Below are 15,423 nucleotides of genomic sequence, written 5' to 3' on the forward strand. Positions count from 1 at the left end.
CTTAATTTTTGTGGTAGTTTTGTCAATATGAGGTTAAAATTTCCCAGTTCAAGGTGGTATTCGGAATTTCTCCATAAAAAAACCACCGCACTTTATAAACATAGGATTAAATTAATGCAGTTATCAACAAAACAAAAACAATTTTTAAAAGGGCTTGCACACCATTTAAGCCCTGTCGTTATGCTAGGTGGAAATGGCTTAACCGAAGGGGTTATCGCTGAAATCGACAACGCCCTCAATCATCACGAATTAATTAAAGTGAAAATTGCTGGCGCCGATCGCGAAACCAAACAGCTGATTATTGATGCGATTGTGAGAGAAACGCAAGCCGCAGCGGTACAAACTATCGGTCATATCCTTGTGCTTTATCGCCCAAGCGAAGAGCATAAAATTTCCTTACCTAAAAAATAAGTAAAATGGGGCGTGTTAAAACGCCCTATTTTTTTATTTATATTCCACCTCAATAATATCGAACTCAACCGTTCCCCCTGGGGTTGCGATGGTTACGCTATCGTCCACTTCTTTACCAATTAAGCCACGAGCAATAGGTGAATTTACCGAAATTAAGCCTTGTTTAATATCCGCTTCATCATCGCCCACGATTTGGTAGGTTACTTCTTCGTCCGTATTCACATTCACTAGCACTACGGTTGCCCCAAAGATCACTTTGCCGTTATTTGGCATTTTAGTCACATCAATGATTTGGCTGTTGGCTAACTTCCCTTCAATTTCTTGAATACGCCCTTCGCAAAAGCCTTGCTGCTCACGCGCCGCGTGATATTCCGCATTTTCTTTCAAATCACCGTGTTCACGCGCTTCCGCAATGGCTTTAATAATTTCTGGACGGCGAACATTCTTTAAAAACTCTAACTCTTCTCTTAATTGCGCTGCACCGCGTACCGTCATTGGAATTTGTTGCATTGTTAATCCTTGTTCCTTTTTTTAGTCAAAAACAAAACCACGACAAAGCGACACGTTTTCATTGTTCAGCTTTGCCGTAGCTCAAAAAATCATTTTGGTGTAAACCGCGTTATTACACCATTTTATGCGAGAAATAATTTTACTCTCGCAGTATCCGGCACTATTATTGTGTTTCTAAAAAAAAATAGCAACCATAGCGATTATTTATGTACAAATTATCATCAAAATTACTGCCTTTTGCATTAGGCATTTCCTTTGCTTTGCATACGCCGTATAGCGCCGCTGAAATAGACGTGGCACAACTTAGCGCGCAGCTTCCTGCGGGAACAAACCTTTCTTTTGTGGCGAAAAACTTAAAAACGCAAGAAATTCTCACCGCACTTAATCCGCAAACCTTTATGCTTCCTGCAAGCACGCAGAAAGTATTTACCGCGCTTGCCGCCAAGCTCAGCCTTGGTGATGAATTTTATTTTAAAACAACTCTGCTACGCCAAGGGGATATTCAAAATGGTGAGTTACGCGGTAACTTAGTTATTGTTTTTACGGGTGATCCAGATTTAACCAGCGATCAACTTTATCAGCTGCTTGCCCAATTAAAACAGCAAGGTGTTCAGCGCATTACAGGTGATCTTATTTTAGATACTTCCGTGTTTACAGGACACGATCGTGGCTTAGGTTGGATTTGGAATGATTTGTCAATGTGCTTTAATTCGCCACCTGCGGCGGTAAATATCAATCACAACTGTTTTTATGTGGATCTTGATGCCAATTTGCCTGTGGGTGAACTAGTGAAATTCAACGTGCCTGCGCAATATCCCGTGCAAGTGTTCGGCCAAGTTCGTGTGGCAAGCAAAGAAGAAGCGCCTTATTGCCAGCTTGATGCCGTGTTGCACGACAACAATCGCTATCAGATCAAAGGCTGCCTTGCTCGTCAAAATAAACCTTTTGCGCTCAGTTTTGCCGTGCAAGATCCCAATGCTTATGCAGCAGCCATTATTCAACGGCAATTAAACCGTCTTGGTATTGCATTTAACGGTAAAATCCAACAGCCGCGCACGGTACAAAAAGGGCAAATTTTGGCGCAGCATTTGTCTAAACCGCTGCCAGATTTGATCAAAAAAATGATGAAAAAATCCGATAACCAAATTGCCGATACCCTATTTCGAACCATTGGTTATCACTATTACAAACGCCCTGCGTCCTTTCAACTTTCCGCGAAAGCAATGCGCCAAATTTTGCAATCTCAAGCAGGCATAAAATTTGATAATAGCGTTATTGCCGATGGCTCAGGGCTTTCACGCCACAACTTAATTTCTGCTAATATTATGTTGCAAGCCCTTGAATATATTGCCAATCACGAAACGCAACTGCATTTATTAGACAGCTTTCCCATTGCGGGGGTAGATGGCACATTAAGCGGACGTGGTTCGATGATCAATCCCCCTTTAGTGCAAAACATTTCTGCAAAAACAGGCGCGTTAAAAGGGGTTTATAACCTAGCAGGCTTTATGAAAAATGCGAAAGGCGAGTCCATTGCCTTCGTACAATTTATTAATGGCTATTCCACGGGTGATCTGGAAAACAAAACCAAACGCGCGCCCTTAGTGCGTTTTGAAAATGCCCTTTACAACCAACTTTATCAGGATTAAGCAATGAAATTACAGCATATTTACTTATACCCCATCAAATCTACGCAAAGCTATGAAGTGGCGCAAGCCGTAGTTCAACCTCAAGGGCTGAATTTTGATCGCACGTTTATGCTCACCGAACCTGATGGCACATTTATCAGCGCACGCAAAGATGCCGAACTGTATCATTTTTACGCCTTACCAACACCGCTTGGTTTATATATTCAACATAAAGACGGTTCAGCCATTCAAGTTCAATATACGGATTTTCAGCAAAGCCAAGCCTGCGAAGTGTGGGGAAATGAATTTAACTCATTGCTTGCACCGCAAGAAATTAATCACTGGTTTAGCGAGAAAATAGGCCGTGCCGTGCAATTGCGCTGGACAGGCGAACACACGCAACGCAAAATTAAACGCTACCCCGACCAACCGCTTTCTTTTGCAGATGGCTACCCACTTTTGCTCACCACTGAAGCGTCTTTTAACGCAGTACAGCAAGCTTGTCCAAGCCCCATTTCACCGCTGCAATTTCGCCCAAATTTAATTATTGACAGCATCGCCCCCTTTGAAGAACAGCAATGGGATGAAATTCAAATCGGTAAAGTCAAATTCTTACACAGCAAACCTTGCGAACGCTGCGTTCTCACCACTCGCAACCCGACCACCAACCAAACCGATCCAAAAATGGAACCTTTCCGCACGCTGAAAAAACTCAACCGCAACGAACAAGGCGCACCACTTTTCGGCATTAATTTAATTCCGTTGAATACGGGGATTATTCGCGTAAATGATGAAGTGAAAGTTTTGACATTGAAATAAAAAAGTGCGGTGGTTTTAGAGAAAATTTTCCTAAAAACCACCGCACTTGGTTGGTTATTTGGTTCGTTATTAATGATTAATGAATATCACCAAACTCACCTTTGTTAAACGCATTGAATTTTTCGATTAATTCTTCGCGGGTGTTCATTACGAACGGTCCGTAGGCTGCAATTGGCTCATCAATTGGCACACCACTGAGTAGCACAATTTTCACGTTTTCATCACCTGCGGTGATTTTAACTTCGCCGCTTTCGTGGTTGAAAATCACCAATTCTGTTGGGTTCGCACGGTCGCTGTCGTTAATCACTGCAGATCCGCGTAATGCCACCAACATTAAATGGTGGGTTTCTGGCACGTTAATGGTTACGCTATGGTTGGCTTTAATATCCATTTCCCACATATTTAACTCAGTAAAGGTACGAGCTGGGCCTTTTACGCCGTCCAATTCACCTGCAATAATGCGTGCTGTTCCTGCATTATCCGCAAAGTGATAAGTTGGAATATCTGCCGCTTTAATGCTTTGATAACCCGCTGGGGCGTTTTTGTCTTTCGCTGGCAAGTTTACCCAAAGTTGTAGCATTTCAAACATTCCGCCTGTACGGCTGAAGTTTTCGCTATGGAACTCTTGGTGAACGATCCCATTTCCTGCGGTCATCCATTGTACATCGCCCGAGCCAATTACGCCGCCGTTACCATCGCTGTCACGGTGTTCAACTTCACCTTGTAACGCGATTGTGACGGTTTCAAATCCTGCGTGTGGATGTGCCCCTACACCTCTTGGCGCGCCGTTATGAGGTTTAAACTCCATTGGCATTGCGTAATCTAGCATTAAAAACGGGCTAGTTACTTTATCCTGTTGGCTATGTGAAAATAAAGGTGATACATAAAAACCATCGCCCACCCAATGTTGTTGTGGTGCTTGATATACTCGATTTACTGTACGCATAATTTTTTCTCCTAAATTTGATAAATTCTGTTTTTTGTAATGCCCTGAATATTCAGGGCGGTTAGTTCATTAATAAGTGGCAACTTGCATTCCACTACGTTGCGCTTCACGCAATTTAGTTGGGGTAACATCATTGCCGTCTGGATCAACCACACTTACGGTAGATAAAATATTAGTTAATTGTCCACGGATTGCCGCTAAATAACGCTGACGTAACGCACTACGCTCATTTAATTCAGCTTCAGAAAGTGCGGTAACTTTTGCTTTACGCGCTAATTCGTTAATTCTATCTAATTCCAAAATACGCATTTTCTTTCTCCTAAACTGTTTGCTTATTTCTTGTGGCGTAGTTTATACTTGTTCCATATAGTGAACAATAGTCAATTTTGAAACACAAGGTTCTATTTATGCAACAAATCGATCTCAATGATATGCGCTTTTTTGTTACCGTGATCCAATCTGGTAGCCTCACCCACGCGGCGGAACAACTAAACGTGCCGAAATCTCGCTTAAGCCGCCGTTTAACCGAATTAGAAAATCAACTGGGCAGCAAACTGCTCGATCGCAATCGTAATGGGGTACGTTTAAATGATCTGGGTGAACATTTTTATCAACACGCTTTAATTGCGGTGGAAGCGGCAGAAAGTGCGGTGAATTCTGTGGCAGATTGCTTAGCCACGCCTCGTGGGTTGCTACGTCTTTCCATTTCTAGTGAAATTTTGCGTTATTGGCTCACACCACATTTATCGTACTATTTACAGCAACACCCTGATGTTGAGCTAAATATTACAATGGAAAACCGCCGCGCGAATTTATTGCAAGAAGGCGTGGATATTGCCTTGCGTATTGGTGAACTTGATCTTGATGACGTGGTTGCTAAGCATTTATTAGATATTGATTCTGGGGTTTACGCTTCACCTCATTATTTAAAGGAAAATGGCTCGCCACTCACCCCAAAAGAACTAAAAAACCACCGCTTGCTACATAAAAGTGATGGCAAAAATTGGCTTTTCAAGCAGGGCAATCAACGGGAATTAATTCAAGGGAAAAAAGCCTTACAAACCAATGATGCTTCAGTATTGGCGCAACTTGTTGAAGATAGCTATGGCATTGCCCTGTTGCCTGAGCTTTCAGGCTTAATTCAACCTCATTGGCAAAAATTATTACCCGATTGGCAAGTGGAAAGCGTGCCTTTATATGCCATTTATTATAAAAATCGCGGGCTTGCGCCAACGGTGCGAACATTTGTTAATTTTTTAAGCGAAATAGCAAAAAATTCGCAAAAATAACACCGCACTTTCTATTCAGGCGTTGAGCAAGGGAAACAGATAAAGTAAGATTAACGCCCTTTTGAAAACAACTTAACTTATAACAAATACAGGAAAACACAATGAAAGTATCCATTATCGGTGCAGGCGCGGTGGGCGTGGGCATTTGTAATTATCTTCTGACAATGGGCGAATGCCAAGAAGTAGTCTTGGTGGATCTCAACAAAGAGCGCACCCGTGGCGAACAGTTAGATTTCAGCCATACCAGCGCATTAACCTTCGCCAAAAACACCAAAATTATTTCCGGTGAATATGAAGATACTCGTGATAGCGATGTGGTGGTGATCACCGCTGGCGCACAAATTAAAGTGGGGCAAGATCGCTTAGAAATCGGTCATATCAATGCGAAAATCACCGTGGAGATTGCCCGTCAATTAGAACGTTATACACCCAATGCGATTATCATTGTGGTCACCAACCCTTGTGATATTCTCACCCATTTTATTATTCGTAATACGAACTTCCCTGCGCACCGTGTGATTAGTGCAGGTTGTGTGGTGGATACGGCGCGAATGATGAAAATTATTGCCGATAAAGTAAAAATCGATCCGAAAAACGTGTTCGGTTATGTGATGGGCGAACACGGCGCCAATAGTTTTATTCCTTGGAGTATCGTAAATATCGCAGGGCAAAAAATCGATGATTTTTGCCAACAAAACGATGTACCAATGCTCGATCCGCAAGAGCTACTCAAAGCCACCAAAGCCATTGGTTTGGAAGTATTCAGCTTAAAACTCAACACCAACCATGCCATTGCGGCGAGCGTGTTCCGCATTATTCGCGCCATTAGCATTAATGAATATTCTGTCTTGCCCGTTGGCACAATGCTCAATGGCGAATACGGCTTAAACGATGTGGTGGTGAACGTGCCAATGATCATCAGCAGCAAAGGCGTAGAACGCATTTTGAAATACAAACTACCCGCTGATGAGTTAGAGCAACTTCACCAATGCGCCAAAGCCCTACGCCAAGTAGTTGAGCAAGTGGCTGAAAGCACAGGGTTGAATTGTTAATAATGGATAAATAATATTGATTAAAAAGTGCGGAAAAAACCACCGCACTTTATTTTTTACTGCTTTTCTACTCTATTCCTACAAACAATTTTTCTCGCCACGCGAAAGGCTGATTAAACCTGAACGGACAATTTCAATCAGCGAACTTTCTTCTTTTAATGCTTTCACAAAAGCATCAAGTTTGTCTTTCGTTCCCACTAATTGAATGGTGTAGGATTTGGTGGTAACGTCCACGATTTGTCCACGGAAAATTTCCGCCAAGCGTTTTAACTCATCACGGGAACTGCCTTGCGCACGCACTTTCACCAACATCACTTCACGCTCAACGTGTTCACAATCGCTTAGGCTGATCACTTTGAACACATCTACCAATTTATGCAGTTGCTTTTCAATTTGCTCTAGCACTTGCTCATCACCGTAAGCCTCAATGGTCATACGCGAAAGCGTGGGATCATCGGTGGGCGCAACAGTTAGGCTTTCAATATTAAAAGCACGCTGAGAAAATAAGCCCACCACGCGGGATAACGCCCCTGATTCATTTTCTAATAACACTGATAAAATTCTACGCATTAGGCTTTCTCCGGTTTAGTTAAAATCATTTCGTTCATTGCGCCACCACGCACTTGCATTGGGTAAACGTGTTCCGTTTCATCAACTTTAATATCCACAAAAACAAGTTTGTCTTTAATGGCAAAGGCTTGCGCCAATTTTTCTTCCAATTCTTCAGGACGATCAATCTGAATGCCAACGTGTCCGTAAGATTCCGCCAGCTTGACGAAATCTGGCAGTGAGTTCATATAAGATTGCGAATGACGCCCCGAATAAATCAAATCTTGCCATTGTTTTACCATTCCTAAAAAGCGATTGTTTAGGCTAATAATCACCACAGGAATGCCATATTGTTGCGCCGTGGACAGCTCTTGAATATTCATTTGAATGCTGCCGTCCCCCGTTACGCACACCACCGTTGCCTCTGGGTGAGCCAATTTCACGCCTAATGCCGCTGGCAAGCCAAAGCCCATTGTGCCAAGCCCGCCTGAGTTGATCCAATGACGTGGCGCATCAAAAGGATAATGCAAGGCAGCGAACATTTGGTGCTGCCCTACATCTGATGCCACATAGGCTTTGCCCTTGGTTAGACGATAGACAGTTTCAATCACCTGCTGTGGTTTAATCACGCCACTATTGCGATCAAAATCCAAGCATTTCACCGCTTTCCATTCATCAATTTGTTTCCACCAATCGCTCAGATCCGCTTGGGATTTAGCTAAGTTATCTTCTTCTAATAAAGCTAGCATTTCGTTTAACACATTTTCTGCACTGCCCACAATCGGGATCGCTGCTGGTACATTTTTAGAAATGGACGTTGGGTCAATATCAATATGCACCACTTTGGCATTCGGGCAATATTTTTCCAAATTATTGGTGGTGCGATCATCAAAACGCACGCCAATGGCGAAGATTAAATCACTGTGGTGCATTGCGTTATTCGCTTCGTATGTGCCGTGCATTCCTAACATTCCTAAGAACTGTTTATCCGTGCTTGGAAATGCACCTAATCCCATTAAAGACGCAGTAACCGGCAAATTTAACTGCTTGGCAAATTGGCTAATTTGCTCGCTACAATTTGCTGTGATCGCACCACCGCCAAGGAAAAGCACGGGCTTTTTCGCCACCAATAAGGCTTTCAAGGCTTTTTTGATCTGCCCTTTATGCCCTTGCACTGTCGGGTTATAAGAACGCAAGCTGATTTCTTGCGGATAGGTATAAGTATATTTATTAGCCGGGTTTAGCACATCTTTCGGCAAATCAATCACCACCGGCCCCGGACGACCTGTGGAGGCAATATAAAACGCCTTTTTGATCACTTCAGGCAAATCTTCTGCCCGTTTTACCAAAAAGCTGTGTTTCACCACAGGGCGAGAGATCCCCACCATATCGCATTCTTGGAACGCATCACTACCGATCAAGCCAGACATTACTTGTCCAGAAATCACCACCAAAGGTACAGAATCCATATACGCAGTGGCAATCCCTGTAATGGCATTGGTTGCCCCGGGGCCCGATGTAACTAACACACAGCCCACTTCCCCTGTGGAACGTGCATAGCCGTCTGCCATATGCACGGCGGCTTGCTCGTGGCGAACCAAAATATGCTCAATGCCGCCTAATGTGTGGATAGCATCATAAATATCCAACACCGAGCCACCGGGGTAGCCAAATACAAATTTTACGCCCTGATCACGCAAGGATTGCACAACCATTTCCGCACCTGATAATTTTTTCATTGTTACCTCGCAAAAATTTGCGGAATTTGCACCGCACTTCTGTTTTTTCATTAACGATGATTATTTGTAACGGATTGAGAATGGCTTGTCTAGCAAGATTTGAGTGAAAAGAGTGGTGATTTTTCAGAATAAATTTCTAAAAATTTTGCAAATTCGATATTTTATAAAATAAAATTCAGCTTAAAATAAAAAAATGCGACAATCTGCCGCATTTTATAAAATAGACGAAATAAAATTTTATTTCTGATTTTGTGATCTAGATCACATTTTATCGTCTTTTAAATAAGAAAATGAGTGCAATCAAGGTGATTGCTGTAGCAATAAAGCCAAACACGCCTGATGCGGTGTAACCGACCACAAGATAGCCCACAATGGTTGCAGCGGCTAAGGTTAAGGCATAAGGTAACTGGGTGGTAACGTGATCCATATGGTTACATTTCGCCCCAGTGGAAGACAAAATGGTGGTATCGGAAACTGGTGAACAGTGGTCGCCACATACCGCCCCTGCCATTACGGCTGAAAGACAAGGCAACATTAATTCTGGCGCGGCATTGGCGGCAATGGCTGCAGCAATTGGCAACATAATGCCGAATGTTCCCCAGCTTGTTCCTGTTGAGAACGCCATTACTGCGCCTAATACGAATAATAACGCAGGCAACACTGCCACAGGTAAATTACCAGAAACAAGGCTAGATAAATACGTTCCTGTTTTCATATCGCCCACAACATTGTTAATTGTCCAAGCGAAGAATAAAATCAAAATCGCACCAAGCATTGATTTCACGCCAACGATCCAAGATTTGGCGTATTCTGCAAAACTCACTTGACGATCAATCAAAATACAAAGGGTTGCCACAACGATTGAAGCACAGCCACCCACCACTAAAGAAATCCCTACCGTAGTGTTTTCAAATGCGCCTAATACAGAGAAAGGCTTGCCATCTGCAGCGAGAGCTTCATTACCTGTGTGCAACATCATAAATACCGTTGCACCAATTAAGGTAACAATAGGTAAAATCAAGTTGCGAACGTGGCCTTTCACGCCGTTTTGCTCATCTTTATCTTCTTCTGCTCTTTCAAGAGCAAGTTTTTCGTGTCTTGCCATTGAGCCAATATCGAAAGAGAAATAGGCCACGAAGAACACCATTAAAATAGAGAAAATCGCGTAGAAATTCATCGCACTCATCGCCATAAATGCCCCAATTGGGGTGTAATCCGTAATGGCATAAGTAGCAAGCAAGCCTGAAATTAAGGTGATAATGTACGCGCCCCAACTTGAAACAGGCATAATCACACACATTGGCGCGGCGGTGGAATCCAAAATATAGGCTAATTTTGCACGAGAAACTTTAAATTTATCTGTAACAGGACGGGCAATCGCCCCCACCGCAAGGCTGTGGAAATAATCATCAATAAAAGTAACAAAGACCAAAGAAGCCGCCATTAATTTCGCGCCACGGCGATTTTTAATACGCTTTTGCGCCCATTCCGCAAAGGCACGATTGCTACCTGATACCGTTAAAAGTGCGGTCAAAATTCCCAATAATAATAAGAATAAAATGATGTTGATGGTATCAAAGTTCCAACCGTCATCACCATATACCAAAGATTGCACGGTATTCTTTAAATAAATCGCTGTGTTGGCAATATTGAAATCTGCCAACATTAATGAGCCAATCACAATACCAATACTTAACGATAAAATGACTTTACGGGTAAAAATTGCCAATAATAAGGCTAACAGGGGCGGGACAACCGACCAAATTGATGTGGAATAATCTAAGAGTTCCATTATTGTTCTACCTAAGAATAAGGGAGAACCACTGAAGTTTACTATTTTAAAGAAGGGTGAAAATTTAAAATAAAAAGGCAGGCAAAATTACCCAACCTAACCAGTAGCGCTCCATAGTTGTTAAAAAGACTATGACAGTAACGTTTCTTTCGAAAACGCTCCCAACCAATTAAAACGACTTTTAATTGATTTCGGCAACTATTCCTTTCCTTTTTCCTCATCGTTATCCACTCAGAAAAAATACTTATAATAGTCGCTCCTCTACATAAGTAGGATCTCGCAAAGATTACAATAAGCAAGGAAAAATGCAAGCATTATCCATAAAAAAGCGATAACTTTTTATCTAAACATCATCTCACTGCACGCAAAGGATTGCGTTATACGAAAATGAAATTTATGTAAAAAACTTGGCAAAATAACACCGCACTTTTATAAAGGAAATAAAAAGAATGAAACATTAAATAACATTTGCTATTTACCTTGAATAATATTTTCGTTATTATAGCTACGTCCTTATTAATTTAATATCATACTTTGGGAGATTTAAAATGAGTGATTTATTAAGATCATTAAGAAATATTCGTAGTTTACGCGCTGTAGCAAAAAATCTAGATGTAGAACATTTAGAAGAAATCTTAGAAAAAGTAAAAACTGTACTTGAAGAAAAACGTGAAGAAGTGGCACAAGCTGCACAACAAGAAGCAGAAAGATTAAAATCCCTTGCTGAAGTGCATAATTTCTTAAAAGAAAAAGGAATTACACCTGAAGATTTAATTTCAGAGCAAACTGCAGCACCAAAAGCACCACGTCAAAAACGCCCTGCTCGTCCAGCGAAATATCAATTCACTGATGACAATGGCAACGTAAAAACCTGGACTGGTCAAGGCAGAACCCCGCTTCCAATTCAACGTGCATTAAATGCAGGTAAATCATTATCTGATTTTGAAATTTAATTTCTTACGATAAAAAGTAAAGCCCCTTGGCTTTACTTTTTTTTTCATCTCAAAAAACCTTACCACACACAAAATTATGCGAGAAAATAAAATTCTTCTAACTGATTGTCCTGATGATAAAGGACTCATCTCAAAAATAACCAATATTTGTTATAAACACCAACTCAACATTATTCATAACAATGAGTTTGTCGATTTTGAAACAAAACATTTCTTTATGCGAACGGAATTGGAAGGGATTTTCAATGATGAAACCTTGCTTGCTGATTTAACATTTAGCCTACCAGCAGGAACAAATTGCCAATTAATTAGCACAAAAAGAAAACGCATTGTTATTTTAGTCACCAAAGAAGCCCATTGCCTTGGTGATATTTTAATGAAAAATTATTACGGTGGTTTAGATGTTGAAATCGCTGCCGTTATTGGAAATCACGATACCCTAAGAAATTTAGTGGAACGTTTTGACATTCCGTTTCATTGTATTAGCCACGAAGGATTAACCCGCGTTGAACACGATAAATTATTAGCGGAAAAAATCGATCAATATGCGCCAGATTATATTGTGTTAGCGAAATATATGCGTGTGTTAAACCCTGAATTTGTTGCCCGTTATCCAAATCGAGTAATTAATATCCACCACTCTTTCTTGCCTGCGTTTATTGGCGCAAGACCTTATCATCAGGCTTATGAACGTGGGGTAAAAATTATTGGTGCAACTGCGCATTTCATTAATAATGAATTAGATCAAGGCCCAATTATTATGCAAAACGTAATTAATGTGGATCACACATACAGTGCTGATGCAATGATGCGTGCAGGGCGTGATGTGGAAAAAACCGTTCTCACCAAAGCCTTAGATCTCGCGCTACAAGATCGGATCTTTGTTTATAAAAATAAAACAATTATTCTCTAAAAATAATGCGGTGCTTAAAACACCGCATTTATTTGATTAATTAAAAGGTATAAGTTAAACGTAAATTAAAGGAACGCGGATTACCCGGCATTGAATCGGAACGCCAATAAGCTTTATTCAATAAATTTGATACCGCCAAGGTGATATTCACAGGGTTCAAGTTATATCCCACCATCGCATCAACACGCGTAAAACTTGGCAGAATGGTTTGTTTATTGTTATTGAAATAATAACGTTTTCCTAAATGGGTTACTCCTGTTTCTAAATAGAGTTTTTCTGTTGGCACATAACGCACAAACAGGTTACTCGTGAAATTTCCCGTATTATTTAAAGTGCGGTTGTTATTTTGCGGATTTTGTTTATCTTCCTTAATTTTTGCAACCATCCAGCCTACTGAAGAACGGATATACCATTTCGGTGCGAGCTGCCCTAATAGGCTTAATTCCACACCTTTGGATTGATCTTTTCCACGCACCGCCCAAACATCAAGAATATCTTTATTAGGACGATAACGAATATTACGGCGTTCTAATTGATAAGCAGATAAGGTAGTACTTAAGGTTTTGTCAAACCAATCGCTCTTAATGCCCACTTCATATTGTTGATTATATTCGGGTGAGGCATTAAACACGTCTTTTTGATCGGTGCTAATCCCTAAATAGCCACGCCCTCCATAAGGTGAGAAACTACGGTTAAAGGAGGCGTAAAGCGTATGTTCTGGTGTAACTTCCCACACAACGCCCACATTTGGGCTGAAGGAATGCCCTTTTGTATCACGGCATTCTTGCTTAATATTTGTGGAGTTAAAACGATAAAAATCGTAACGCCCGCCTAATAGCACTTTTACGTTATCGGTTAATGAAATTAAATCCTGTACAAAAATACCTGTACTATACGCTTTATGGCGATTATTTACCGTCGCATTTGGGTGCTGACGAGCTGGCCATTGATGTCGGTTGAGAAAAGGATCAATTTCTTGATTACGCAAAACAGCCAAAATAGGGTGGCGTTCTTCCTGACTATAATCCAGCCCAATGGTTACTTTATGCTTAAAGCGAGCTGTGTCAAATTCGCCATTAAAGGTAATATTATTGGTGAACGTTTTATTTCGTGTTTTTTGCCACGCATAGCTTTGCTTTAACGTTTTATCCGTTGCAGAATAAGTTCCTGCAAAATAATGATCAAAATCCTGATCTGCTTGGCGATAAGCCAGCTGCCAATTGACCATCCATAAATCATTTATAAAATATTTGAGATCCGAACGCCAAACTTGCAATTTATCATCGACATAGTCTCCATCACGGAAAAAACTATTTCGATAGCCTATTCCCATTTCATCATAAACAGATTTAGCTGGATTGCGATCTGGAATACGCCATTGATAATCGTAGGTATATTGCCCAATCCATTGTAGTCGCCCATCATCACTTTGTAGGCTAATGCTTGGCGAAAACATTCTCCCCTTATTTCTAACCCCATAGCGATAAGCCTCTGCTGCAGAAAGCTCACTAGTTAAACGCACTGCAACATTTTCGTTAATTTTTTGGTTCACATCTAAGTTTACACTGCGGCTATTCCAAGAACCATAGGTTACGCCAATATTTCTGCTGGTTGTAAAATTAGCAAATTTACTGACCATATTAATCACACCACCACCATTACTGCGTCCGTATAAAATTGACGATGGGCCTTTTAAAATCTCAACCCGTTCAATATTCGCGGTGCTACGGCGAACTTGACCACTCTCACGAATCCCATCACGATAAATATCACTCGCATCAGCCTGAAAACCACGCAAGTAAATATTTTCACCACGCATATCATAGGTGGCATCAATCCCCGCATTTCCCTCTAAAATAGAACTCAAATCATTGGTTCCATAATTTTTATTTTTCTGAATGTTAATCACATCAACAGTCTGCGGCATTTCTTTGATCGTAAGAAGATTGCGTGTTGCCTGTGCTTCTTCATACCCCACATAGCCCTTTGTGTTGGCGGTTTCCTGTGTGGTAACAACATCAATCGTTGGTAACACGGCCATATACTCTGTTGATGAAGAAATTTCCTCCGCATATAACACCTTGCTAGAACAAACACTTATAACTAAAAGTGCGGTCGTTTTTAAAGGAAAATTTAGAGGGCAAGCTAGTTTCATAAAGTTAGAACTCCTTATCTATTGAACAACAGCCACCTATTCTATTGATAATAATTATTAATTCAACAAATAATAATTATTTTCATTTACATAATGGATAAAATTTCTATATAATCACCGCATTTTTAACCTCCAACCAACATACAAATGAGCAAAACAACAGCAAAATGGATGCGGATTTTGCACCGCTATTTCGGATTTTTATTATTAGTCATTATGTCGATTTATGCCCTGACTGGCATCGTGTTGATTTATCGAGATACCAACATTTTCAAACGTTCAGTCTATATCGAAAAAAACATTTCCCCCCAACTCACTGAACAACAGCTTGGGCAGAAATTACGCATAAAAAATTTATTGATCAGCGAGAAAAAAGATGACGTGCTTTATTTTAAGCAAGGGGAATATCACAGCAAAACGGGGGAAGTAAAATATCACGCAATGGAATACCCAGGCTGGCTCGCTGAACTAAATCGCCTACACTTAGGCAATTCGCAATATCCCTATTCTTGGCTCACTACCCTTTTCGGCATTTCTCTGCTCTTTTTCTGCATAAGCTCCCTATGGCTTATCCCAGGCTCAAAGAAAATGCTAAAACGTAGCCTATGGTTTATCCTGACCGGTGCAGTAATGGCTATGGTTGTGATTTTGACGGATTAGGGGAGGC

General features: G+C 41.0%; 15 protein-coding genes and 1 riboswitch. Of the genes, 8 read left to right on the plus strand and 7 right to left on the minus strand.

The genetic code is table 11. The features are described from left to right. Nucleotides 1-114 precede the first annotated feature (114 nt). The gene (gene yhbY / locus ACNAV8_RS01210; protein WP_103852935.1) at nucleotides 115-411 is read left to right on the plus strand and encodes a ribosome assembly RNA-binding protein YhbY; all 297 of its coding nucleotides are present in this window, start codon (nucleotides 115-117) and stop codon (nucleotides 409-411) included. A gap of 33 nt (nucleotides 412-444) precedes the next feature. Here yhbY and greA read toward each other — a convergent pair whose 3' ends face one another. Beyond that, a complete protein-coding gene (greA, locus tag ACNAV8_RS01215; protein ID WP_103852936.1) occupies nucleotides 445-921 on the minus strand; it encodes a transcription elongation factor GreA in 477 nt (158 codons plus the stop codon). Nucleotides 922-1,127: 206 nt separating this feature from the next. On the opposite strand from greA, the gene dacB reads away from it, so the two are divergent. Beyond that, entirely contained in the window at nucleotides 1,128-2,570 is a 1,443-nt protein-coding gene (gene dacB, locus ACNAV8_RS01220; RefSeq protein WP_415777063.1) for a serine-type D-Ala-D-Ala carboxypeptidase, read from the plus strand. Between the two features lie 3 nt (nucleotides 2,571-2,573). After that, nucleotides 2,574-3,368 (plus strand): MOSC domain-containing protein, encoded by a 795-nt coding sequence (locus ACNAV8_RS01225; protein ID WP_103855088.1) that lies wholly within the window; start codon nucleotides 2,574-2,576, stop codon nucleotides 3,366-3,368. Between the two features lie 76 nt (nucleotides 3,369-3,444). Here the strand turns inward: ACNAV8_RS01225 and ACNAV8_RS01230 are convergent, their stop codons facing one another. Together ACNAV8_RS01230 and ACNAV8_RS01235 are read right to left on the minus strand one after the other, a co-directional pair. After that, nucleotides 3,445-4,314 (minus strand): pirin family protein, encoded by an 870-nt coding sequence (locus ACNAV8_RS01230; protein ID WP_103855087.1) that lies wholly within the window; start codon nucleotides 4,312-4,314, stop codon nucleotides 3,445-3,447. Nucleotides 4,315-4,383: 69 nt separating this feature from the next. Next, a complete protein-coding gene (locus ACNAV8_RS01235) occupies nucleotides 4,384-4,623 on the minus strand; it encodes a DUF896 domain-containing protein (RefSeq protein WP_103855086.1) in 240 nt (79 codons plus the stop codon). Nucleotides 4,624-4,721: 98 nt separating this feature from the next. Here ACNAV8_RS01235 and ACNAV8_RS01240 point away from each other — a divergent pair, with 98 nt between their 5' ends. Together ACNAV8_RS01240 and ACNAV8_RS01245 are read left to right on the plus strand one after the other, a co-directional pair. Then, on the plus strand, nucleotides 4,722-5,603 hold the full coding sequence (locus ACNAV8_RS01240) for a LysR family transcriptional regulator (protein WP_415777064.1): 882 nt from the start codon (nucleotides 4,722-4,724) through the stop codon (nucleotides 5,601-5,603). Between the two features lie 101 nt (nucleotides 5,604-5,704). Continuing rightward, nucleotides 5,705-6,655: a lactate/malate family dehydrogenase gene (locus ACNAV8_RS01245; protein WP_194751709.1), complete on the plus strand. Its 951-nt coding sequence runs from the start codon at nucleotides 5,705-5,707 to the stop codon at nucleotides 6,653-6,655. A 78-nt stretch (nucleotides 6,656-6,733) separates the two neighbouring features. On the opposite strand, the gene ilvN is transcribed toward ACNAV8_RS01245, so the two are convergent. From ilvN to ACNAV8_RS01260, 3 genes are all read right to left on the minus strand, one after another. Beyond that, on the minus strand, nucleotides 6,734-7,225 hold the full coding sequence (ilvN, locus tag ACNAV8_RS01250; protein ID WP_017805703.1) for an acetolactate synthase small subunit: 492 nt from the start codon (nucleotides 7,223-7,225) through the stop codon (nucleotides 6,734-6,736). Further along, complete coding sequence (locus tag ACNAV8_RS01255; RefSeq protein WP_415777065.1) at nucleotides 7,225-8,943, minus strand: acetolactate synthase 3 large subunit; 1,719 nt, start codon at nucleotides 8,941-8,943, stop codon at nucleotides 7,225-7,227. The genes ilvN and ACNAV8_RS01255 overlap by 1 nt, the downstream gene beginning before the upstream one ends. Before the next feature lie 268 nt (nucleotides 8,944-9,211). Beyond that, nucleotides 9,212-10,735, minus strand: coding sequence for a Na+/H+ antiporter NhaC family protein (locus ACNAV8_RS01260; protein WP_415777066.1), 1,524 nt, complete (start codon nucleotides 10,733-10,735; stop codon nucleotides 9,212-9,214). A gap of 96 nt (nucleotides 10,736-10,831) precedes the next feature. After that, nucleotides 10,832-11,007: riboswitch (Lysine riboswitch) on the minus strand. 276 nt (nucleotides 11,008-11,283) lie between these two features. On the opposite strand from ACNAV8_RS01260, the gene ACNAV8_RS01265 reads away from it, so the two are divergent. Both ACNAV8_RS01265 and purU read left to right on the plus strand, forming a co-directional pair. Continuing rightward, on the plus strand, nucleotides 11,284-11,688 hold the full coding sequence (locus ACNAV8_RS01265; protein ID WP_126372261.1) for an H-NS family histone-like protein: 405 nt from the start codon (nucleotides 11,284-11,286) through the stop codon (nucleotides 11,686-11,688). A gap of 76 nt (nucleotides 11,689-11,764) precedes the next feature. Beyond that, nucleotides 11,765-12,601 carry a formyltetrahydrofolate deformylase gene (purU, locus tag ACNAV8_RS01270; protein WP_103855914.1) on the plus strand — a complete coding sequence of 279 codons (837 nt, stop codon included), beginning with the start codon at nucleotides 11,765-11,767 and terminating at the stop codon, nucleotides 12,599-12,601. Nucleotides 12,602-12,641: 40 nt separating this feature from the next. Here purU and ACNAV8_RS01275 read toward each other — a convergent pair whose 3' ends face one another. Further along, complete coding sequence (locus ACNAV8_RS01275; protein WP_103855915.1) at nucleotides 12,642-14,756, minus strand: TonB-dependent receptor; 2,115 nt, start codon at nucleotides 14,754-14,756, stop codon at nucleotides 12,642-12,644. Nucleotides 14,757-14,903: 147 nt separating this feature from the next. Between ACNAV8_RS01275 and ACNAV8_RS01280 the strand changes: the two genes are divergently transcribed. Beyond that, nucleotides 14,904-15,416: a PepSY-associated TM helix domain-containing protein gene (locus ACNAV8_RS01280; RefSeq protein WP_103852951.1), complete on the plus strand. Its 513-nt coding sequence runs from the start codon at nucleotides 14,904-14,906 to the stop codon at nucleotides 15,414-15,416. Nucleotides 15,417-15,423: the final 7 nt, after the last annotated feature.

Source organism: Avibacterium endocarditidis, from assembly GCF_965138825.1.
Classification (GTDB): domain Bacteria; phylum Pseudomonadota; class Gammaproteobacteria; order Enterobacterales; family Pasteurellaceae; genus Avibacterium; species Avibacterium endocarditidis.

Excerpts from the sequence above, each read along its gene's own strand:
- ACNAV8_RS01275 (WP_103855915.1), bottom strand. The coding sequence starts at position 14,756 with ATGAAACTAGCTTGCCCTCTAAATTTTCCTTTAAAAACGACCGCACTT.
- greA (WP_103852936.1), bottom strand. The coding sequence starts at position 921 with ATGCAACAAATTCCAATGACGGTACGCGGTGCAGCGCAATTAAGAGAA.
- ACNAV8_RS01280 (WP_103852951.1), top strand. The coding sequence starts at position 14,904 with ATGAGCAAAACAACAGCAAAATGGATGCGGATTTTGCACCGCTATTTC.
- ACNAV8_RS01230 (WP_103855087.1), bottom strand. The coding sequence starts at position 4,314 with ATGCGTACAGTAAATCGAGTATATCAAGCACCACAACAACATTGGGTG.
- ACNAV8_RS01265 (WP_126372261.1), top strand. The coding sequence starts at position 11,284 with ATGAGTGATTTATTAAGATCATTAAGAAATATTCGTAGTTTACGCGCT.
- purU (WP_103855914.1), top strand. The coding sequence starts at position 11,765 with ATGCGAGAAAATAAAATTCTTCTAACTGATTGTCCTGATGATAAAGGA.
- ACNAV8_RS01225 (WP_103855088.1), top strand. The coding sequence starts at position 2,574 with ATGAAATTACAGCATATTTACTTATACCCCATCAAATCTACGCAAAGC.
- ACNAV8_RS01260 (WP_415777066.1), bottom strand. The coding sequence starts at position 10,735 with ATGGAACTCTTAGATTATTCCACATCAATTTGGTCGGTTGTCCCGCCC.
- ACNAV8_RS01255 (WP_415777065.1), bottom strand. The coding sequence starts at position 8,943 with ATGAAAAAATTATCAGGTGCGGAAATGGTTGTGCAATCCTTGCGTGAT.
- ACNAV8_RS01245 (WP_194751709.1), top strand. The coding sequence starts at position 5,705 with ATGAAAGTATCCATTATCGGTGCAGGCGCGGTGGGCGTGGGCATTTGT.
- ACNAV8_RS01240 (WP_415777064.1), top strand. The coding sequence starts at position 4,722 with ATGCAACAAATCGATCTCAATGATATGCGCTTTTTTGTTACCGTGATC.
- dacB (WP_415777063.1), top strand. The coding sequence starts at position 1,128 with ATGTACAAATTATCATCAAAATTACTGCCTTTTGCATTAGGCATTTCC.
- yhbY (WP_103852935.1), top strand. The coding sequence starts at position 115 with ATGCAGTTATCAACAAAACAAAAACAATTTTTAAAAGGGCTTGCACAC.
- ilvN (WP_017805703.1), bottom strand. The coding sequence starts at position 7,225 with ATGCGTAGAATTTTATCAGTGTTATTAGAAAATGAATCAGGGGCGTTA.
- ACNAV8_RS01235 (WP_103855086.1), bottom strand. The coding sequence starts at position 4,623 with ATGCGTATTTTGGAATTAGATAGAATTAACGAATTAGCGCGTAAAGCA.